The organism is Paenibacillus sp. IITD108, from assembly GCF_036541265.1.
Taxonomy (GTDB): Bacteria; Bacillota; Bacilli; order Paenibacillales; family Paenibacillaceae; genus Pristimantibacillus.
This window is the reverse complement of sequence record NZ_JAZHCT010000014.1, coordinates 142,818-164,581: the sequence shown is the minus strand read 5'-3', so window position 1 is coordinate 164,581 and position 21,764 is coordinate 142,818. Positions and strand designations below refer to the sequence as shown.

Here is a 21,764-nt window from a genome sequence, read left to right as displayed (position 1 = left end):
CATAAGTGTCCAGTATAGGCAACAAAAAGACAGCTTTTTGGTTCTAGCGGTCATTAATGACCGCACCACAAAAAGCGAAGCATCTTTTGTTCTTAAAACTCGATAACAGCAAGTTAGGTCACCGATAGGTGATTTTGTTATGATCCAAATTTTGACGTTATTCCTATAGGAAGTTCCTCATAAATTGGGATTTTGATGTTCACTTTAGAAATTGGGGTTAAAACTTCTGAAAATTGAAGGGAGTTTTAGTTTTTGATGATAGGTTAAGGGCTATTTTTCCTATATAAAGAAAGGAGAGCGCACTCAATTCATAATGATGACGCTTACATAACGGGGCGGATTCGCACCGGGTGATGAGGGGGAATCAAGTTGACTTTAACTAGTTTGTTTAGGGCGCAGAAGGCAGGCCGAACAACACGAAGAGTTGTACATACTATGCTGGCAGCGATGCTGGCGATCGGATCGGTCGTTGCGCTGCCGATGGATACGGCGCAGGCGGAGCAGGCGGCGCAGGAGGGAACGCCGGGCGGTATAGACGCTGCAGCGCTCCGCTTGTGGCTGAAGGCCGACCCGGGCAGTGTGACACTGGCTGGCAATGATGTAATGGTATGGCAGGATAGCAGCGGTAATGAAAATAACTTTGTGAACGACGGAAGCATCGCGGCGATCAGTAGCCGCAACAAACCAAAGTATGTGCAAGAACATCTGGATTTAAACAATCAGCCGGTATTAAAGTTTGTCCGTTCAGGCTCAGGCAGCATCCTCCAGGATACGGATGGTTTGTTCGCGGAGGGGGAAGAGATTGCTGCGGCCAGCGTCTTTACGGTAACCGGAGGATTGAACGCGGTCGATAACTCGTTGATCTTCAACCATATCGTATCGCAAGGCGGCTTCGGCGCACATATTCCTCATAAGAACGGCTCGACAAGCCCCACAATGGGCTCGGTCCTGTGGGATTCCGGTACCCGGACGACAGGCAGCGGGTATCAGCGGTTGACGGCAGGCGATCAGGTGCATCTGTCGCAATATAATATATGGGGACTACATCATAATGCCGCTCCAGTGGCCAGCGAATCCGTTTATCAGTCTGTTTCCCGCGACGGCTCCACCATAGGCCAATCGAATACCCCTCTGCTTCCGTTCGTTGGTCAAGCGGGCGGCGCCATGTCGCTCGGTTCGGCCGTGACGGGCGGCTCGGGCTTTGATGGCTATATGGGCGAATTCATCATCTTTACGGAAGCACTAACGAATGAGCAGAAGCGTCAAGTGGAGACTTATCTGGCAATCAAGTACGGCTTGACGCTGCCTGCAGGCAATTATTTAAGCGCTGGATCGGCGCCGCAAGTCGTCTGGAATGCCGCTTCTCAGACAGATTTTAACCATAATATTGCCGGTATCGGCCGCGATGTAATTGGCGGGCTGGATCAGCGGATGGGCCGCAGCAGTTCGGGCGGGGCGAGCTCCGTGCAGGTGCTGATCGGCACGCCAGATGGAGCAGAACTGGCGGACAAACAGTATCTGCTATGGGGCGATGACGGCAATACGGACCCTGCGGCTCCCTACGGGTCGGGCCATATGCGCCTTAGCCGCACATGGAAAGCGCAAAACACGGGAGGCGTCGGCAATGTGTTGATCGCGATTCCTCGCAGCGCAATCCCGCTAGGCGGCGTGCTGCTGACTGGCAGCTCGCGCGATTGGACTCAAGCGACAGTAACGCCGCTGACGGAAGTGTCGCTCCGCGGCGAGCTGTATTATGCGGCGGAAGCAGCGCTGGCGGACGGCAGTTATTTTACGTTTGCCGAGCAGAAGCCGCAGCTGCAATTGACTGATTTGACCATAACGGACGGAGGGCAGGCCGTTTCGCTGAATACGGCTTTCGATCCGAACAAGACGGACGGATATGAGGCGATTGTGCCGGCGGCGACGGAGAACATCGCTCTGGAAGCGCAAGCGCCGGATGATGCCCTTGTTGAGATCTATTTGAGTAATTATGAGACGGAGCGCATGTTATGGTCGGGTGGAGACGATATTCCGCTCTTGCCGGGGGTGAACCGATTGAGTATTGAGTTAAAGGATGAAGGGGACGGTCCGGTGCGCAATGCGTACAGCCTGGACATTGTTCGGCGGCTGCCGCTTGACACAGATGGACGAATCGTCCTGCATGCGGGCTCTGTTACGGCGAGTTCGTCGCAGCCGAATACCAGCTACGTTCCGGCCAATGTCGTAGACGGCGTTTGGGGCGAGGATGCGGCAAGCATGGAGAGCCGCTGGTCGGCTTCAGGACATGGCCAGTGGCTGCAGTTTGATCTGGGCGAGCCGCAGCGAGTGACGTATATGAACCTTGCGTTCCTAAATGCAAGAGAACGCTTGTCGAGCTTCGAGATTGTGGCATCTAACGAGCCTTCTTTTGAGAATAGTACGATCGTATTGCCTAGGCGAAGCGGCCGGACGCTGCAAGCGGAAGATTCTGTGCTGCAGCCCTACGTCATCACAAGTCCGATCGAAGCTCGATATTGGCGGTTAGTCGGTTACGGCAATAGCGCAAGCGGAAGCTCCGGCAACTGGAACAGCCTAATGGAAGCGCAGCTGTTTATTAGCGAAGCTCCGGTTGTTGTGGAGCCGGGGGGACCGGGAGGGCCGCCGGCTGCTGGCGATGTAGATGAGGATGATCTGCCGCCGCCAGTGCTGGCCAAGGTGCAAGTAAGCTCGGCGGAGCAGCTGCAGCAGGCGCTGGACACTGTCGAGCCGGGCACAATTATCGAGGTTCAGAATGGCGTGTATGAGCAGAATGGACCTTTTGTAGTGCTGAACAAGAAGGGCTCGGCGACTTATCCGATTCGGATTGTGGCTGCGGAGCAAGGACAGGCCGTTATTGCTGGAAACAGCTATTTTCATATTGAAAATTCCGCTTATGTGGAGGTATCCGGTTTTGCATTCCGCAATGGAATCGGGGAAGAGGGAAGCAATACGACGCTTATCGAGCGGGGGCTTGAGAATCGTACGCTGACAGGTGTACATCCGGGCGTGCAATTGCAAAGCTCGAGCCACATCTCGATTTTGCGCAACAGCTTCGCCTTGAACGAGACGGGGCAGCCGTACAGCTTCACCGCACCGCAGCTTGGAACCGTGACATGCCTGATCGATGTGCCGGGAAGCTGCCGGATTGGCGCTCTGGACAGCACCGGCGGAGAAAGCTACGACGGGCCAACTCCATATGATGATCAATCGCTCATAACCGCCAACGGTACTCACCGCCATTACATCCGGGTTGAGGGCGAGAGCAGCCATAACCGTCTTGCCTACAATGAAATTGGGCCTAAGAAAGGCTTCGGAGCGGTCGTGATTTACGATGGCGCCGGCCATACAGGTCAAAATATTTCGCAATATGATGTGATTGAATACAATCATTTTTATGGCATTGGGCCGCGTGTAACCAATGGTCTTGAAGCCATTCGTCTGGGTCTGTCCAGTCTGTCGCTGTCTTCCGGATACGTCACAATTCAATATAATCTGTTTGATGGATTGAACGGCGAGGACGAGATTATTTCGGTCAAAAGCAGCGACAATATTATCCGGTACAATACGATCCGCAATTCTTACGGCGGTATTGTCGCTCGGCACGGTCATCGCAATAGCTTTTATGGGAATTATATCATTGGCGACGGAGAGACTCCGGGGTTAAGCGGATTTCGCATTTATGGAAATGACCACAAAATTTATAACAATTACATGGAAGGGCTGACTGACCGCGTTATTCGTCTCGATGGCGGCACGCATGATGCGGGATCGGACGGGAGCACGAACCCGACTGTGCGCTGGGGATCACCGGAGCAGACAGCAGAGCTGAACAGCCTGTCGACGGAGCTGCGGACGGAGCTGCTGCGCGGTCATTGGCGGCAGTACAATGTGCAAATATTCAACAATACGATAGTGAATGTTGGCAACAATACGCAAGCGATCAGTCTGGGCGGCAGAACGTATCAGCCGGTCGGAACGAAGGTGTACAACAACCTCATTTTCAGCAATGCAGGCACTATCTTCAACGAAACGGGCCCTGTACAGGGCGCTCCCGCAGGTGAGCGGCCGGTTTATTCAGGGAATCTGGTCGAAGGAACAGCTAATCCAACCAATAATAATACGATAGTGGGCGGATTTGAGAAGAAGGCATTAAAGCTGGTGCGCAGCAAAGATCGTCTGATCCGATTGTCAGCCTTCAGTCCGGCTATCGATGCGGCCGTGGCGCCGTATTTCGCGTCTGAGGATATGGATGGACAGCCGCGTATCAGCGGCGCAGATGTTGGAGCGGACGAATACAATCCGGCCGCTCCTGTTAGCAGACGGCCGCTGACGACAGCCGATGTCGGACCAAACGCCGGGACGCGTCCGCCCGATACCGAAGGCGCACCGGGACTGAGCGGAATGGCGCTGATGTCGGGTGAAAACCAGTTGCTGAACGGCTTTGATAAGGATGTGAGTCATTATTCGGTAACCGTATCGTCTTCGATAAGCAGCTTGACGCTTGTGCCGACAGCGCTAAGCGAAGGCTCGCAGATCGTGGTCCGTGTAGATGGTGGTCAGCGTCAAACGGTCGCTAGCGGACAGCCGAGCGGAGCGCTGGCGATTGCCCAGGATGGCAGCTACATCCTAATCGAAGTGACGATGCCTTCGGGCAAAAGCAAAACATACGCCATCGCTGTGAAGCGCCCCGCTGCAAGCGGCGGCGGGTCCTGGTATTCGCCGCCAGCGACGCCGGCACCAAGCGAGCCGACTGAGCCAAGTCCGGGCCAGACGCCGGAGCCGTCTCTGCAACCAGACTTCACGGATACCGGGAGTCACTGGGGTCGCGATCACATTGCCCAAGCGGTCGAAAGGGGCATATTGAGCGGCTATCCGGATGGTAGCTTCCGTCCTGACATGTCCGTGACCCGTTTGCAGTTTGCGGTAATGCTGGTGCGGGCGCTGAAGCTGGATGCTGCACGGATGGATAGGCAGTTTGACGATGGAGCGGAAATTCCAGATTGGGCTGAGGGAGAGCTTGGGGCAGCGCTGCAGGCAGGTATTTTGCAAGGCTACAATGATGGGAGGCTGCAGCCGAATCGCGCCATTAATCGCGCCGAGATGGTCGTCATGCTGCTAAGGGCTTATCCGTTGGAGAACGATATTGCCATGCCGCAGCAGTTTTCCGATAACGCAGATATACCTGGTTGGGCAAGCGAGGCTGTGTCTCAGGCGTCAGCTGCGGGAATTATTGAAGGGCGGGGGCTGAACCGCTTTATGCCGGGCGGTACCGCTACGCGCGCGGAAGCGGTGACGGTATTGCTAAGGATGCTGGAAAAGCAAAAAGGATAATACCAGGCTATTGAAAAACTCGTTTGGAAATTTTAACGAAAACTAGAAGGGTGTCGATTCATTGTGGGCAACTATTGGCAAGCAAAAAGAAAGGGGAACGAAGAGCAAGATTGGGAATGGAGAAGCGGCAGCGTCCGCCTTTGCAGGCCAATTTTATCCTTTACAGGGGTTATTTCATCAAAAAAATTGGACTGCAACAGCGGTCGGAATCCCAAACTTGATTGTAGTAGCATCACTTTCGATTGTTTGTTGCCCTATCCACAATGAATCGACACCCTCACTAGTAGCGCTATTATACCGAAAACGCTTGTTGTACAAATCTAACGAAGATATGCGGCCTTATTTGGGGCAGGAAGTGCCTAAAAACGTGTTTTGTTCACACATAGAGCTGCAAAGCTTCGTTACAATCTAAAATGAACTGTTTTCGTTGAAATAACACTTGTCAGCTTCGTTAGAATTATTTTTCAACAGACTTATACAGTATTAGGATGTAGATTCATTGTGGGCAACGATTGATAAGCAATAAGAAAGGGAACGGAGAGCAAGATTGGGAATGGAGAAGCGGCAGCGTCCGCCTTTGTAGGCCAATTTTATCCTTTACAGGGGTTATTCATTCAAAAAATTGGACTACAACAGCGGTCGGAATCCCAAACTTGATCGCAGTAGCGCCACTTTCTATCCGCAATGAATCGACACCCTCTACGGTTTCAGATTTATAATCAGGAGTTGAGCAGGTCGTGAAAGCATTAATTATTTCAGATATTCATAGCAACATCTATGCGCTGGAGGCGATCCGCAAGGCCGAACCGGACTGTGACGTCATTTATTGCGCGGGAGACCTTGTAGATTACGGGCCTTTCCCGCGGGAGGTTATCGAATGGGTTCACAAGAACGAAGTGATTTGTGTGCGCGGCAATCACGATGATATTATGATCGATATATACCGCAATAACGATGGCGGTCATGATGTCGAGGAAGGTCAGCTCAGATGGGCGCATCGCAATGCCCGACTGCTCGGCGAAGCGGAAATTTCCTTTCTCGAAAGCATCCCGGACTATCGCATATTTGAGATGGACGGCTGCAGCTACACGATGCAGCATCTATACGACAATTATTTGACGATCGACAGTTTGCCAAAGTACGATGCATTCTGGGCGGAACGCAACGATGGGACAATAAAGGCTGCAGGGGAGCGCCGCATTATTTTTGGACATACGCATCGCAGCTGCATTCATTTTTTGAGCGATACGAGCCTGTGGCTCAATCCGGGAAGCGTATCCTATCGCCGTCGCGACGATCCGTCGAAGGAAGCGCATTATTTCACGATTACCGATGGCAAAATAGCGATGAAAAGCCTAGTCTATGACCGCGCGCCCCTGCTCGAAGCGGCGCAAAAATTGCAGCTTACGGAAGATGATCTGAAAACTGCGTACTTCTTTTTCGGGTAAGCGGCTATAAGAGCAAGCAACTATAATAGGGATGTATCTGCAGCGTGCCTGCGGGATACATCCCTTATTTTTAATAAATTTTTACACATTTTGCATCTCAGTTTATATATTTATGCTTGCTTCATTTTTTGATACTATGGAACGGGGAACGTATCTTTCATAATAGAAGTTGTAAAGCTGCGGATATGATCTTATGAAGAATACGGAGGATGTCGATTAATTGTGGGCAACGATTAATAAGCAATAAGAAAGGGGAACGGAGAACAAGATTGGGAATGGAGAAGCGGAAGCGGTCGGAATCCCAATCTTGATCCTAGTGGCATCCCTTTCAATTACTTGTTGCTCTATTCACGATTAATCGACAGCTTCCTACGAGATGATATCTGCCTATTCTATAGGGAGCAGGTGGAAATATGACTTCTATTTATCGGGTATCAAATAGCGAAGAGCTGGCGGCAGCGCTTCACCGGGCAGAGCCTGGCTCTACCATTTTATTGGCGGACGGTGTTTACATTCGAAATGAAGATTATATGGTTAAAGAAAAAAGGGGATCGGATACCGCGATATTGAGCATTCGCGCCGAAAATAAAGGAAAAGCGACCATAGCTGGTGAATCGAGTATACACATCTTGAACTGTGATTATGTAGAGGTATGGGGCTTGCGATTCCAGGTCGAAGGGCGAAACTCGATCATCCTGGACGGATCGAGACATGTAACAATTGCACGGAATATATTTGAGCCGCGGCAGGTCGGAGGAGAATACAGCCTGCTGTCTGTTGAAGGAAGCGGCAGCGGCTGGAATCGAATCGAGCGCAATGAGTTCGGACCGAAAGCCGATCCTGGACCGCTAGTCGTTTTTGATGGCGACGGGAAGCAAATTTCACAGTATGATGTCATTGCATACAATTATTTTCATCATATAGGTCCGCGCGTCGTCAATGGACTTGAGGCAATCCGGCTTGGCTTGTCCGGCATCTCTCTTTCGAACGGCTATATTACGATCGAGTACAACCTGTTTGAAAATTGCGACGGAGAGCCTGAGATTATTTCGGTCAAAAGCTGCTATAATACAGTTCGTTACAACACTTTCCTAAATTCTGCCGGTCAAGTGACGGCTCGGCACGGACATGGGAACCAATTCCACAACAATGTGTTTATCGGTGACGGTGTCAAAGAAGAAATGGGCGGGTTCCGTATTTATGGCAACGGTCATCATATTTTCGATAATTATATGGAAAACCTGACGCTGGATGCCCTGCTCATTGACGGAGGCAACTATGATGGAGGGCTGGACGGCTATCCCGAAGCGCCGACTCAGGAGGAATTAAGGAAGCATTGGCGCACTTATCGCGCCTATGTGTCGAATAATACAATTGTCAATTGCCGGCATGGCATTACTTTGGGCAAGCGAGCTTCTTATGCACCCGAACAATGTGTAATCGCTTACAATCGGGTGTGCGGCGATGAGGAGCAACCGGTTATCCATGAATACCGCCCATCGCAGGCGGTTTACATCAGCAATGAGAAAGCGAATATTTCGGATATTCGCCGGCCGGCTATTCTGACAAGCTCAGCCGTCGGTCCCGACTCCGACTAAAATAAATGGGAGGCAGAGACTATGGCCCAAACTCGAAACCGGTGGACAACCTATCTGAAGCAGCTCCAACGCAAAAATCGCAGCGTATTTCTGACCTGGATGCTTTCCTATGTTTCAGTGCTGCTCGTGCCGATTCTGATCAGCGGTGTTATTTATGGCGCAACGCTGAATGTTGTAAAGGCCGAAATTAACCGCGCCAATCAATCTATTCTTCTGCAAATGGAGCAAGCCATCGACAGCCAGTTCAAAGGAATCGAGCGTCTTAGCCTCGAGATGAGCCTCAACAGACGAATCTCGGCATTCATTACGGCTGATGCCGCCCTGTCCGATTCGGATCACTACGAAATCTATCAAATCGCCAACGATTTGCGAATATACGAAATTGCCAACGATTTTCTCAATGGGATCTACATTTATTACAATAATAGCGACACCGTCATTGCACGCGACAACCGCATGAACGGTGAAGAGTTGTATAACATTATTCGTTTTGAAGAGAATATGCCCTTCCAGTCCTTTCAGCAATATTTTAACCAATGGTATATAAAAGACTATCATTCGGTTGTCGTATCCGAAGCGGATGAATGGCGGCCAACCGTTATGTATGCCCGGAATGTGACGTCAACGATTATGAATGAGCCGGGCGCTGTCCTGTTGTTCATGATCGACCGGAACAAGCTGCTGGAGCAGGCAACGGCGCCGGAGGAAGGAACTATTATTATTTTGGATGAAAAAAATCGGGTCATCGCTTCCACAGGTGATCCGCTGACGGAGCCTGCTGTTCAATACGATGACCTGCCGGGCGAATCGGGGCGACTTGAAATCGGGGCAGCTAAAAGCCGGACTGTCGCTTCCTACACAACCTCGTCCATTACCGGCTGGAAATATGTGATTACGCTGCCGGCAGCTGTATACCATCAGAAGATGAATGTGGTGGAGCAATTAACCATTTTAAGTGTTTTACTTTGTCTGCTTATGGGCGGAGGAGTAACCTATTGGCTGCTCAAACGGAATTATTTGCCGATCCATATGCTGATCCAAAGCTTGTCGTTCAAATCAGGCGTTGCCTTCAACAGGGGCTCCAATGAATATTCTTTTCTGGAGCATGCACTGAATAACACCTTTCATGAGAAGGAAGAGCTTCATAACAAGCTGAATCAGCATAACAATACGCTCAGATCGCATTTCTTGCAAAGGCTGCTGAAAGGACAGCTTGACAGCCATATTCCGCTGCTCGAATCTTTCTCCGCTTACGACCTGAGATTTACGTCGGCCGGTTATTCTGTCATCTTGCTGCACATCGAGCATTTTGGCAAGTTTCATCGGGAGGATGAGGAGCAGGTAAATAACAAACGCCTGCTGCACTTCCTGATCGCCAACGTGGTCGAGGAGGTTGCGCGCAAGTCTGCCAACGCTTATGCGGTCGAATTGGATCAGCAATTGCTTGCCTGCATCGTCAATCATCAACTTATGTCACCGACTGAGCAGCACAAGGAGCTGAGCCGCATTGCGGCAGAAACGATGTCGTTTATCTCCGATCACGCTCATGTGCAGCTGACCGCTGCCGTCAGCGCGCAGCAGGAAGGTGAATATGGCATCTTCCAGGCGTTTCAGGAGGCGGTCGAGGCGATGGAATACCGTATCGTCGCTGGCAGCGGAGGGATTATTCATTACGAAGATCTGGGCGGCGGCGATAGCCAGGGAAGCGCTCCAGGTTATTTCTACCCGCTTAAGGCGGAGCAGCAGCTGATTGCTGTCGTGCGCGAAGGCCAACTGGTTAAGGCGAAAGCGTTCGTCGGGGAAATCATCCAGAAAAATGTGACGATGGAGCCGTTTTCTTTTCATACTGCCAAATGTCTCATGTTCGATCTGATGGCTACGCTGCAAAAAGTAATCGGTGAAATTCGTATCGTGGGCAAGCCGCAGGATGTGCCGGACGGCATACGTGCTATCGAACGCTTGATGCAATGCCAGACGGTAAAAGAAATGCAAGGTCAGCTGTACGAAATGCTGGAGCTTCTGTGCAGCTATATTAACAACAATCGCGAATACAGCAGCAACCCGCTGATAGACAAAGTTATGAAATATGTCAACGATTACTACCATGACGAGAATTTGAACATTTCGATGATCGGAGAAGCCTTCTCCATGACGCCATCGTACATTTCCAAGCTGTTTAAGGAGCATACCGGAGAAGTTCTGCTCGATTATATTAACAAGACGCGACTGGCGCAGGCTAAATTGCTGCTTACCGGCGAGAAATATACGGTCAGCGAGATATCGTTGAAGGTCGGCTACAACGATGTAAATACATTCCATCGCATATTCAAAAAGTTTGAAGGGATAACGCCCGGGGGCTACAGGGAAGTGAAGTAGCCTTCGGGCTTTTCCTTTCAAGAAAAAGCGGGAAAGTAGCGATTTTGCTACTAATATTTTTGAGAAATTGCAGTATATTTTATGTTTTAACAATAGCTAGAGACGACGGATCGGCGTTACGATGAGAGCGGATTCACACCAACAAATTCGTGACGAAAAGAATGGAGGGTCACAATGAAAAAAAATAGCAACGGCAAGAAAAGCAAGTGGAAACAGCTCAACAAGTTCACTTTTGGAATCGTAATGGCACTCGTATTAGTATTATCCGCATGCTCCGGTAATGGGGGCACAAGCGGCAAGGACAAGACGGAGCCAGCTCCAAGCTCTTCCAGCAATACGAGCACTCCTGGCAACAATGAAGGAAAGAGCAACGAGGGTGAGGATAAGCCCATTTATCCGCTGAATACAAAAGATACCTTCTCGTACTGGGCTCCAATCAACGGCAACTTAATTACATTTACAACGAACTTGGCGGAAGCGCCGATTGGAAAAGCGATTGCAGAAGCTACTGGCGTAAAAGTCGAATACATCCATCCGACGGACGGGCAAGCGGGAGAGCAGTTTAACTTGCTGCTCGCTTCTAACAAGCTGCCGGATGTACTGGAGTATGACTGGAGCATTTATCCGGGCGGACCGGAGAAAGCGATGGCAGACGGCGTTATTGTGCCGCTCAACGACCTGATCGACCAATATGCGCCGAATCTGAAGAAAATGCTGGAAGCAGATCCGGAATTGGATAAAATGGTGAAAACCGACAGCGGCCAATACTACGCTTTCCCGATGGTGCGCAACTCTGAAGGGATGGTCTTCCGCGGGCCTATGCTGCGCAAAGACTGGCTGGATGAGCTTGGGATGCAAGTACCGGTAACGGTGGATGACTGGCATACCTTATTGACGGCGTTTAAAGAGAAGAAAGGTGCAAAGGCTCCGTTAACGGCGCTATACGCAGATAAAATGAACCTGCAGGATGCGTTCTTTGGCGCATATAAAACTTCGCATGGTTTCTATATTAACGATGAAGGCAAAGTAAATTACGGTCCGCTTGATCCGCAATACAAGGATGTTATAACGTTATTCCGCCAGTGGTATTCGGAAGGGCTGATTGACAAAGACTTCCCGATCGTCGAGCGCAACACGCTTGATAAGCGGCTCCTGAACGGGGAATCCGGTGCAACGGTCTTCCTGCTTGGCGGCGGTATGGGCAAATGGCTGGAGTCCGGCAAAGCTCAAGATCCGAATTATGATCTTATAGCGGCTCCTTATCCGGTATTGAATGCAGGCGAAAAGCCGTTCACTGGACAGCGTGATTTCAAATATAATCCGAAAGCAAGCGCAGCGGTGACGACATCGGCCAAAAATCTGGAAACGATCGTAAGATGGCTGGACTTCGCATTCAGTGAGCAAGGAACCTTGATTTACAATTTTGGCATTGAAGGCGAGAGTTACACGCTGGACAACGGCGTGCCGAAATTTACCGATATGATCGTGAAAAACGAGAAATACACCTCGCAGCAGATGCTGGCGCAATATACGGTTCCAAATGGCGCGTATCCGATGCATGAGCAAAAAACGACTAACACGTTCCCGCAACAGGATGATGCAGTCAAGATTTGGTCGGAGACCGATGCGGCAAAGCATATTTTACCTGCCTTTATTACGCCAACAGTAGATGAGAGTAAAAAGGTAGCGCAGACGATGACGGCAATCAACACGTATTTGGAAGAAATGTTCATTAAATTTGTAATGGGCAACGAGCCGCTAGACAAGTTCGACAGCTTCGTGAAACAGCTGGAAGACATGGGCATTCGCGATGTAATAAATATTTACCAAAACGCACTGGATCGTTACAACAACAGATAATACGATGCAATGGCTTCAAGGGGCGGGGGAGGTCAGCAACCTTCCTCCGCTGATTAAGCTGTATATGATAGGAGGAGTAGGAGATGGCTCAGTTGAAGCCAGAACGCAGCAAAGTCGCACATGCCGGACATCTGCCGCTGAATATTGCGAAGGATGTCGTTAAAAACAAGTTTTTGTACATCATGCTTACTCCTGTTTTAGCGTATTTCATTATTTTTCAGTATCTTCCGATGTATGGCGCAATCATTGCGTTTAAAGATTTTAATCCCCGGATTGGAATCTGGGGCAGCGAATGGGTAGGACTGCAGCATTTCAAAGACTTTTTTGGCGGCATGTATTTTTGGAGAGTGCTCAAGAACACCCTGTTGATCAGCTTATACGATCTTTTATTCGGTTTTCCCGCACCATTAATTCTTGCCTTGCTGCTCAATGAGGTGAAAAACGCGTTGTTCAAACGCGCTGTTCAGACGATCACTTATTTGCCGCATTTTATCTCGCTCGTTATTATTTGCGGCATGATCAAGGATTTTACAAGCAGCGATGGCGTTATCAACGACATTATCGTATTTTTCGGCGGCGAACGGATTACGATGCTGCTGGAACCATCCTATTTTCGGACTATCTTTGTTTCCTCGAATATATGGCAGCATGTAGGCTGGGGCACGATTATTTACCTGGCTGCATTGTCTGCGATCGATCCTGAGCAATATGAAGCTTGCAAGATCGACGGGGGCGGACGCTGGAAGCAGATGCTTCATGTTACTCTGCCTGGATTGCTGCCCGTTTTTGTTATCCTGCTCATTCTTGATATTGGCCGAATTATGAGCGTCGGCTTTGAGAAAATTATTTTGCTGTACAATCCGACCACTTTTGTGACAGCGGATGTCATTTCTTCGTATGTTTACCGGATCGGGCTTCAGGATTTTCAATTTAGTTTCAGCTCCGCTGTCGGATTGTTCAACTCTGTCATTAACTTCTCGCTTGTTATTGGCTCCAACTGGATAAGCCGGAAGTTGAACAATACGAGCTTGTGGTAGAGGAGGGTTCGCATGAAAGTAAGTTTTGGTGAACAAATATTCCGGGTGTGCAATGTGCTGTTTCTGACCGCGCTTATGATTGCAACACTGTACCCGATTCTATATGTAGCTTTTGCTTCATTCAGCGAACCAGCGCTGATGATGGCGCATAAGGGCATTTTATGGAAGCCGCTGGGCTTCTCGCTTGAAACCTATGGAGCGGTATTCAGCAATCCGATGATTTTGCTCGGTTACCGCAACACGTTATTTATTGTGATCGCAGGCGTGGCACTTAATTTGCTGCTCACTTCTTTTGCCGCCTATGCTCTGTCCAGAAAAACGCTGCGGTACCGCAAGCCGCTTACGCTGTTTATCGTTTTTACGATGTTTTTCAGCGGCGGACTGATTCCGTTCTACTTGCTGGTCAGAGGCCTGGGCATTACGAACACGCTGTGGGCGCTTATTCTTCCTACGGCAATAAGCGCATTTAACCTTATTATTATGCGGACATCGTTCGAAGCGGTACCGGACGCGCTGGAGGAGTCGGCCAAGATCGACGGCGCCAACGACTTTAGCATTCTGTTCCGTATCTTTCTGCCCCTTTGCAAGCCGGTGCTTGCCGTAGTAGGTCTGTATTACGGGGTAAGCCACTGGAACTCGTGGTTTAACGCCATGATCTTCCTGCAGGATCGATCGCTGTACCCGCTGCAGCTCATATTACGTGAAATTTTGATTATCGGCGAGGCGAACTCGATGGCGGAGGGGGCGTCCCAGGATGAAATTATTATATTGGGCGAGACGTTGAAGTACGCCACAATTATGGTAGCGACAATTCCGATTTTTATGGTATATCCGTTCCTGCAAAAATATTTTGTTAAAGGCGCCCTGATCGGGGCTATCAAAGGTTAGAACAGAAGGAGTCGACTTTAGAGATGAGCTATGAGAATATAAAGCTGCAAGAGTCTGAGCTGTCGGTCTGGTGGGATCAAGTGAAGGTTAAAGTAGATCATATGATCGAAGCGGGCTGGACTGAAGCGCCCCATGCTTCGGCAGCCGGCAAATATGACCAGATCAAGGTGGATCAGTGGATTTCGGGCTTCTGGCCAGGCATTCTGTGGATTATGTACGATATGACCGGTGAGCAGCGTTATCGGGAGGCGGCAGAGCCTTGGGACGAGCGCATGGAGCAGTGCTATTTGAGAGAAAACCACTTTCATCATGACGTTGGTTTTCAGTTCCTTCCTACCTCAGTTATTCGCTACAAGCTGACTGACGACCAGGAGGCGCGGAGGCGCGGCTTGTTCGCTGCCAATTTTTTGGCAGGGCGCTTTAATCCGGCTGGTCAGTTTATTCGGGCCTGGCCGCGCAACCAGACAGGGTGGTCAATCATCGATTCAATGATGAATTTGCCGCTGCTGTTCTGGGCGAGCGAGGAAAGCGGCGATCCGCGTTTCAAGCATATCGCGACAGCTCATGCAGATATGGCGCTGCGCACGTTTATTCGCGACGATGGCTCGGTGCATCATATCGTTATCTTCGATCCAGAGACGGGCGAAGTGGAGCGTTATGACGGCGGTCAGGGCTTTGCGCCGCAATCCTCCTGGTCGCGGGGCCAAGCCTGGGCGATCTACGGGATGAGCTGCGCTTACCGCTATACGGGCGACGTACGCTATCTGAATGCAGCGAAGCGAGTGGCGCATTATTTCATCAGCGCGCTGGCGGAAGACGATGTGCCGCATTGGGATTTCCGGGCGGCTGCTAACTTGACGAACGAGCCGCGCGACACCTCGGCAGCTAGCTGCGCTGCGTCCGGTCTGATCGATATAGCATCACAGGTGGAACCGGAGGAAGCCTTTTTGTATCAGCGGGCGGCAACGCGTATCCTTCGCTCATTGTCGAACAACTACAGCACGCTCGACCAGCCGGAGTACGAAGGCATTCTGCTCGGCGCAACCGGGCATAAGCCGGTCAACACGAACGTCAACGTATCGCTGATCTACGGCGATTATTATTACATTGAAGCTTTGGCGAAAAGCAAGGGCTGGAACCGGCACATTTTTTAAATATGGATAAGCTTACAGAATGATAAGAAAAACTCATATTCGTAGCAATTACAAAAGGAGGGAGACGGGTTATGTATAACGAGATGCTCCCGGCTCCGCGCAGCGGCGGCTTCCAGATGGAAGGTTATTGGGTATGGTGCGGTTCGGTTGTGAAGGGCGAGGACGGCAGATTCCATATGTTTGCGTCGCGCTGGCCGAAGACGCTGCCGATGCATCCCGGCTGGATGGTGGCCTCAGAAATTGTCAGGGCGGACTCAGACACACCTGAGGGGCCGTACCAGTTCCGCGAGGTTGTGCTTCCGGCAAGAGGGGCGGAATACTGGGACGGGCGCTGTACACACAACCCTCATATTGTCAAACATAATGGGAAATATCTGCTCTATTATACAGGTACGACCCATCCGCTGGACGATCCGGAGCCGCCCCAGACTTTCGGATTAACCGATCCGCAATGCATTGTGGCGCGGGCTAACAAGCGGGTAGGCCTGGCTATCGCGGACAGCGTATTTGGGCCGTGGCGCAGGGCAGATGGACCGATACTGCCGACCCGTCCGGGACGCTTCGACAGCTTTCTAACCTCCAATCCGGCACCATGCGTCCATGAAGATGGTTCTGTGCTGCTGATTTATAAAGCGCGCCGGTACGAAGGCAACCTGCATGGCGATATGATGATTGGCGCTGCCTATGCGGACCATTACGAAGGACCATACCGGGTACTTAGCGATGACCCGGTGTTTCCGCCGGAGATGTTTCATATCGAAGACCCGTTCATATGGAAAACTGCCGATGGCTACAGACTGATAGCCAAAGATATGGAAGGGCGACTTTGCGGCGAAAAATACGGAGGTATATACGCCGGGTCACCGGACGGGCTGAAATGGAGCCTGCAAGAACGGCCGCTAGCCTATTCCCGGACGGTGCGCTGGGATGACGGCACGGTGCAGACGCTGGGTAATCTGGAGCGGCCGTTTCTGTTGTTCCAGAACGGAAAGCCCACCCATCTGTTCGCGGCTGTCTCTGATGGTACGGACGGTTTTATGGACGCTTCTGATACATGGAACATGGTGATCCCTTTAAAGCAATAAGACACGGGAGGACTTATCGATGAAAAACTATACAGCGTCGGCCGAACGGTATTCGACAATGACGTATAACCGCTGCGGCAAAAGCGGTATGAAACTTCCGGCGATTTCGCTGGGGCTTTGGCATAATTTTGGCGGCGTGGATGCGGTGGAGAATGGCAGGTTAATGCTGCGCCGTGCTTTTGACCTCGGCATTACCCATTTTGACCTGGCGAACAATTACGGGCCGCCGCCCGGCTCTGCCGAAGAAATGTTTGGGCAATTATGGCGCAAAGATTTTTCTGCTTACCGCGATGAGATGATCGTAGCTACTAAAGCTGGCTATCGGATGTGGCCCGGGCCTTACGGTGAGTGGGGCTCCCGCAAAAGCATGCTGGCAAGCCTCGATCAGAGCCTGAAACGCCTCGATATGGATTACGTCGATATTTTTTATTCACATAGATACGACGCAGAGACACCGCTGGAAGAAACGATGATGGCACTTGACCAGGCGGTGCGTCAAGGCAAGGCGCTGTATGTGGGCATTTCGAATTACGGAGCCGCGCAAGCACAAGAGGCCATCGCTATATTACGCGAGCTGGGAACGCCTTGCCTGATCCATCAATGTCAATATTCCATGTACGAACGGACACTTGAAGCGGGTCTGCAAAGCGTGCTTGAGGAGGCGGGCGTCGGCACGATCGCCTACAGCCCGTTGGCTCGCGGGTTGCTGACGGACCGTTATTTGGATGGTGTGCCGGCGGACTCGCGGGCGGCTGGAGCGAGTGTGTTCCTAGGTCGCGAGGATATTACCGAAGAGAGGCTGAATAAGTCACGCAAGCTAAATGAGCTTGCCCTGCTGCGAGGACAAAGCCTGGCGCAAATGGCGGTAGCCTGGGTGCTGCGGCAAGGGCGAGTCGCCTCCGCGCTGATCGGCGCGAGCAAGGCGGAGCAGATCGACGATATTGCGAAGTTTTTGGAACACGCCTCGTTCACAGACGAAGAATTGGCAGCGATCGAGCGGATTTTGGGTGCAGGCGACGAGTAGCAGCCAACTCGGCAGCGGTACGACAACGACAAGACAACGATAAGACAATGGTAAGGTAACGTTAAGGTAACGACAAGGCAGCGACAAAAGGGGGCAGTGGCGAATGCTAAAGCTTTCATTGAACGATTTGCAGACAGAGGGAAAAGAACATTTTCTAGGCAGTCTGCTGCCGGGGAAATATCTTTATTCGGGTGGGCTTGCATTTGCCGCGCCCGGGGAACGAAGCCATACAAACGATGGTCCCGGCGGGAGAGATTATCATGTGCATGCCGACAGGGAAGCATTCATTATTTTGCAAGGCAGCGGTGTAATGGTGGTGGATGGTATAAGGCATGAGGTGCGCACGGGAGACATCATCATCATTGAACCTGGCGAGGATCACCATCTTTGCTCTAGCATGGAGGAGCCGATTGTGGCGTTGTGGTGCCATGCCGGTCCAGAACGCCATCCTGACCAGCATACTGTGAACGATAATATTTGATAGTCAGCTTAATCGGGCAAAGCTCGAAGCGGAACGCGGCTTGTAGCTCGCCTCCAATGCAGCTCCTGTGTTCCCTTGGAAGAGGGAGGCGGGAGCTGCGTGCGTATAGAGGCGGGAAACTCCGAGACAATTGGCAAAAAGGAGATGAACAAGCATGAAAGCTATTTTGGCAGGACTAGGGGAAGCGGGACTTGGCTGGTATGAGCGATTGCGCAGCATGGGACATCTACTGGCTGTCGTTGAAAAAAATCCGGCCCGAAAAGAGATGCTGAGAGACGCAGCCATACCTTTCTACACGTCGTTGGAGGAGGCGCTGGAGGAAGGGATACGGCCGGATTTTGTCGTCAATGTCACTTCGCCTGCCGCACATACGTCGGTGAACAATGCCGCCTTCGACCGGGGATTGCCGGTGCTGTGCGAGAAGCCGATTTCGTTCGACTATGCGGAATCGTTGGCCATTGTAGCAAGGGCGAAACGTGAGGGGATTCCGTTTATGATTGCGGAGAACTATCGGCATTTCCCGTACATCCGCAAGCTGAAGGCCTTGCTGGATTCTGGCGTAATCGGGGAGCTGTCTGCGGTTGAGATTGCTTTCCGGCGATATCACCGGGTGAAGCGCGACTATGCGGTTTCGGTGCTTGACGATATCGGCGTTCATCATTTTGACCTGCTGCGTTATTTGACAGGGCGCGAAGGCATCGCTGTTCAAGCAGGCATGTTCAATCCGTCTGGCGGCTGGCAGGAGGAGGGTGCCGTGCTTCAGACAATGGCGATTATCGAGCTGGAAGGAAGCATACAGGTCCATTATTCCGCGACAATTGCATCCAGAGGGCCAATGACCCCATGGTGCGGAGATTGGCGCATAGAAGGAACGACGGGCGCCTTGCTGTTGGAGGGAGGCGCCATTCATATTTATTCGGGCGATGTGTACAAGGCGATCACCGAATTCAATGATATGCCCCAGAGCGATGCACTGACCGAATTTCTAGCTTCCCTCGCCGAGGGGAGAGAAGCGGAGACAAGTGCCAATGACTATTTGCGGACACAAGCGATTGTTCATTATACGATTATGGCTGCCAAGAGCGGCATGAGAACGACAATAGAGCTTCCAGCGAAGGAGGGAATGCGCCATGCGGGAATATAATGTGAGGGGCGGATGCAATTCCTCTAACGCTGCGCTGATCTGGGAGGAGGCGGCGCCCGGCGTATGGCGGAGCTGCATTGGCAGTCCGGAGGGAGTTACACCGCTGACGCTGATCGGAGCCGAGCCGGACAAGGCAGCGCTTGAACGGATGGAGCCCATATCACCGCCGCTACGTTGGAGCGATATTGCTGTGGAGGAATGTGGCAGAAACAATGACAAGCTGCTGGTGCTGCCGCTTGACGGGGAAGAAAAGCTGTATGGCACAGGCTTGCAGCTGATGCGCTCCAATCAACGAGGCAGGACCCGTTATCTTCGCGTTAACAGCGACCCCAAGCAAGATACAGGCGAGACGCATGCTCCCGTTCCTTTCTATGTTAGCGATAAGGGCTACGGTGTACTGGTGGATACGTCCTCCATTGTGACGATGCATCTCGGCTCGACGCTTCGGGCAGCGGATACCGATGCGGTGTGGATACGGGACCGCAATCTTGATCCAGAGTGGAAGGCGACGATGCCATCCCCGCGCGTGGAGATAAAGCTGCCGAGTGAAGGAGCGTTTCTTTATGTGTTCGGCGGACCGACATTGCGTGACGCTGTGGCGCGCTATAATCTGTATTGCGGCGGCGGGGCACTGCCGCCCAAGTGGGGGCTTGGCTTCTGGCACCGCGTGCCTACGCTCCACAACGCTGAGGAGGCGCTGCGGGAGGCGCTGGAATATAGGGAGCGGGGCGTACCTTGCGACGTTATCGGGCTGGAACCGGGCTGGCATAGCCGAAGCTATCCCGTTACATGCGAATGGGACGGCGAGCGCTTTCCCGATCCGCAATTATTCGTGCGCCGTATGGGAGAGGCGGGCTTCCGCGTCAACCTGTGGGAGCATCCCTATGTATCGCCGAGCAGCGGCATGTACCCGAAGCTTCTTCCGCTGTCCGGCTCCCATACGGTATGGGGCGGCATTGTTCCCGACTATGCGCTGCCCGAAGCAAGGGAAGTGTACAAGGAGCAGCATCTGCGTGAACATGTTTCGCTCGGCGTAGCCGGCTACAAGCTGGATGAATGCGATGGCAGCGAGCTTACGAATAATGCTTGGATGTTCCCGTCCCATGCCCGTTTCCCTTCCGGCCTTGACGGCGAAAGTATGCGCCAGCTCTATGGCCTGATGTTCCAGAAAATGACCTATGATCTTTACCGCGCCGAAAATCGAAGGACGTACGGACTTGTTCGGGCTTCCGGCGCTGGGGCTTCATCTCTGCCCTATGCGCTTTATTCCGACTTGTACGACCATAAGCAGTTCATCAGGGCTCTTAGCAACGCCTCTTATTGCGGCCTGCTCTGGACACCAGAGGTCCGAAAGGCGCGCAATGCCGAGGACTGGGTGAGGCGAATGCAAACCGTATGTTTTTCTCCGCTTGCGATGCTGAACGCATGGGGGGATGGCACGAAGCCTTGGAGTTTCCCCGAGGTAGAAGGGATTGTGCGCCATTACATCCAATTGAGGATGCGGCTGCTTCCCTATCTTTACACCGCATTTGCAGAATATCGGGAGAAAGGGCTCCCGCCGATTCGCGCCATGAGCTTCGAGCTTTCACCTGCCCAGCTTGCCGACATAGAGGCCCGCAGCGCAGCAGGTGAGCATGAAGCTGCTGTAGACACGCTGGACACGGTTGCAGGAGCGTACGGCAAACGTAAGGCGCTGGAATGGGACGATCAATATATGTATGGCAACGATATGGTTGTTGCTCCGCTTGTTGAAGGTGAGACGGAGCGGGATGTGCTATTGCCGGAGGGCGTATGGTACGGTCTGGAGTCCGGCATACGCCATATCGGCGGAGGAATTAATCGCGTGGTTCCCGGTATCGAGCGTATTCCGGTATTTGTCAGGGAGGGTGCGGTTATCCCAATGATGCCGCCGCTGCCGCATGTGCCGGCGAATGGTGCGAAGACGGAGCTGCATCTGTTCCATTTTGGCGAAGTGCCGGGGATGTGCATGCTCTATGATGATGATGGCGAGACATTCGATTATGAGCATGGCGGCGATGGAAACTGGTGGCGCGCCTCTGTTGAACTCGATAAAACTGGAAAGCTGCGCGGCCGGTTGGAAGGTGAAGGAGAGCTGCCTCCGTCCTACAGCAGCGTGGTATGGCATCTGCGCCAAACGAGCTTGCTAGAACATACTGAGTAGTCTCAAATGAAAAGTCCTTCGTGGATCTATAAAGTGTACCCTATCAAGTAGACAATTTAAAAAAGTCTCTTGATAGGGTGCTTTTGTTTATTTATTCCATTTTTGGTATGCTAGATAATAGATTCCTGCCTGTTTATT

At 51.7% G+C, this 21,764-nt stretch carries 14 protein-coding genes; all 14 read left to right on the top strand.

What is annotated here, in order from left to right:
* Window positions 1-369 precede the first annotated feature (369 nt).
* Complete coding sequence (locus V1L65_RS14415) at window positions 370-5,349, top strand: chondroitinase-B domain-containing protein (protein ID WP_331699879.1); 4,980 nt, start codon at window positions 370-372, stop codon at window positions 5,347-5,349.
* Window positions 5,350-5,410: 61 nt separating this feature from the next.
* Window positions 5,411-5,761 carry a hypothetical protein gene (locus V1L65_RS14410; RefSeq protein ID WP_331699878.1) on the top strand — a complete coding sequence of 117 codons (351 nt, stop codon included), beginning with the start codon at window positions 5,411-5,413 and terminating at the stop codon, window positions 5,759-5,761.
* 325 nt (window positions 5,762-6,086) lie between these two features.
* Complete coding sequence (locus tag V1L65_RS14405) at window positions 6,087-6,797, top strand: metallophosphoesterase family protein (protein ID WP_331699877.1); 711 nt, start codon at window positions 6,087-6,089, stop codon at window positions 6,795-6,797.
* A gap of 413 nt (window positions 6,798-7,210) precedes the next feature.
* On the top strand, window positions 7,211-8,395 hold the full coding sequence (locus V1L65_RS14400) for a polysaccharide lyase 6 family protein (protein ID WP_331699876.1): 1,185 nt from the start codon (window positions 7,211-7,213) through the stop codon (window positions 8,393-8,395).
* A gap of 21 nt (window positions 8,396-8,416) precedes the next feature.
* A complete protein-coding gene (locus tag V1L65_RS14395) occupies window positions 8,417-10,771 on the top strand; it encodes an AraC family transcriptional regulator (protein WP_331699875.1) in 2,355 nt (784 codons plus the stop codon).
* A gap of 174 nt (window positions 10,772-10,945) precedes the next feature.
* Window positions 10,946-12,631: an extracellular solute-binding protein gene (locus V1L65_RS14390; protein ID WP_331699874.1), complete on the top strand. Its 1,686-nt coding sequence runs from the start codon at window positions 10,946-10,948 to the stop codon at window positions 12,629-12,631.
* Window positions 12,632-12,714: 83 nt separating this feature from the next.
* The gene (locus tag V1L65_RS14385) at window positions 12,715-13,668 is read left to right on the top strand and encodes an ABC transporter permease (RefSeq protein WP_331699873.1); all 954 of its coding nucleotides are present in this window, start codon (window positions 12,715-12,717) and stop codon (window positions 13,666-13,668) included.
* Window positions 13,669-13,680: 12 nt separating this feature from the next.
* Window positions 13,681-14,556, top strand: a complete 876-nt coding sequence (locus tag V1L65_RS14380) for a carbohydrate ABC transporter permease (RefSeq protein ID WP_331699872.1) — start codon at window positions 13,681-13,683, stop codon at window positions 14,554-14,556.
* Between the two features lie 23 nt (window positions 14,557-14,579).
* Window positions 14,580-15,710 carry a glycoside hydrolase family 88 protein gene (locus V1L65_RS14375; protein WP_331699871.1) on the top strand — a complete coding sequence of 377 codons (1,131 nt, stop codon included), beginning with the start codon at window positions 14,580-14,582 and terminating at the stop codon, window positions 15,708-15,710.
* Between the two features lie 71 nt (window positions 15,711-15,781).
* Window positions 15,782-16,795 carry a glycoside hydrolase family protein gene (locus V1L65_RS14370; protein WP_331699870.1) on the top strand — a complete coding sequence of 338 codons (1,014 nt, stop codon included), beginning with the start codon at window positions 15,782-15,784 and terminating at the stop codon, window positions 16,793-16,795.
* A 19-nt stretch (window positions 16,796-16,814) separates the two neighbouring features.
* On the top strand, window positions 16,815-17,819 hold the full coding sequence (locus V1L65_RS14365) for an aldo/keto reductase (protein WP_331699869.1): 1,005 nt from the start codon (window positions 16,815-16,817) through the stop codon (window positions 17,817-17,819).
* Between the two features lie 103 nt (window positions 17,820-17,922).
* Window positions 17,923-18,300, top strand: a complete 378-nt coding sequence (locus tag V1L65_RS14360) for a cupin domain-containing protein (protein ID WP_331699868.1) — start codon at window positions 17,923-17,925, stop codon at window positions 18,298-18,300.
* A 154-nt stretch (window positions 18,301-18,454) separates the two neighbouring features.
* Window positions 18,455-19,444, top strand: coding sequence for a Gfo/Idh/MocA family protein (locus V1L65_RS14355; RefSeq protein WP_331699867.1), 990 nt, complete (start codon window positions 18,455-18,457; stop codon window positions 19,442-19,444).
* Window positions 19,431-21,626, top strand: a complete 2,196-nt coding sequence (locus tag V1L65_RS14350) for a TIM-barrel domain-containing protein (protein ID WP_331699866.1) — start codon at window positions 19,431-19,433, stop codon at window positions 21,624-21,626. Before V1L65_RS14355 ends, V1L65_RS14350 begins: the two co-directional genes overlap by 14 nt.
* Window positions 21,627-21,764 lie beyond the last annotated feature (138 nt).

Excerpts from the sequence above, each read along its gene's own strand:
- V1L65_RS14400 (WP_331699876.1), top strand. The coding sequence starts at position 7,211 with ATGACTTCTATTTATCGGGTATCAAATAGCGAAGAGCTGGCGGCAGCG.
- V1L65_RS14395 (WP_331699875.1), top strand. The coding sequence starts at position 8,417 with ATGGCCCAAACTCGAAACCGGTGGACAACCTATCTGAAGCAGCTCCAA.
- V1L65_RS14390 (WP_331699874.1), top strand. The coding sequence starts at position 10,946 with ATGAAAAAAAATAGCAACGGCAAGAAAAGCAAGTGGAAACAGCTCAAC.
- V1L65_RS14385 (WP_331699873.1), top strand. The coding sequence starts at position 12,715 with ATGGCTCAGTTGAAGCCAGAACGCAGCAAAGTCGCACATGCCGGACAT.
- V1L65_RS14380 (WP_331699872.1), top strand. The coding sequence starts at position 13,681 with ATGAAAGTAAGTTTTGGTGAACAAATATTCCGGGTGTGCAATGTGCTG.
- V1L65_RS14375 (WP_331699871.1), top strand. The coding sequence starts at position 14,580 with ATGAGCTATGAGAATATAAAGCTGCAAGAGTCTGAGCTGTCGGTCTGG.
- V1L65_RS14370 (WP_331699870.1), top strand. The coding sequence starts at position 15,782 with ATGTATAACGAGATGCTCCCGGCTCCGCGCAGCGGCGGCTTCCAGATG.
- V1L65_RS14365 (WP_331699869.1), top strand. The coding sequence starts at position 16,815 with ATGAAAAACTATACAGCGTCGGCCGAACGGTATTCGACAATGACGTAT.
- V1L65_RS14360 (WP_331699868.1), top strand. The coding sequence starts at position 17,923 with ATGCTAAAGCTTTCATTGAACGATTTGCAGACAGAGGGAAAAGAACAT.
- V1L65_RS14355 (WP_331699867.1), top strand. The coding sequence starts at position 18,455 with ATGAAAGCTATTTTGGCAGGACTAGGGGAAGCGGGACTTGGCTGGTAT.
- V1L65_RS14350 (WP_331699866.1), top strand. The coding sequence starts at position 19,431 with ATGCGGGAATATAATGTGAGGGGCGGATGCAATTCCTCTAACGCTGCG.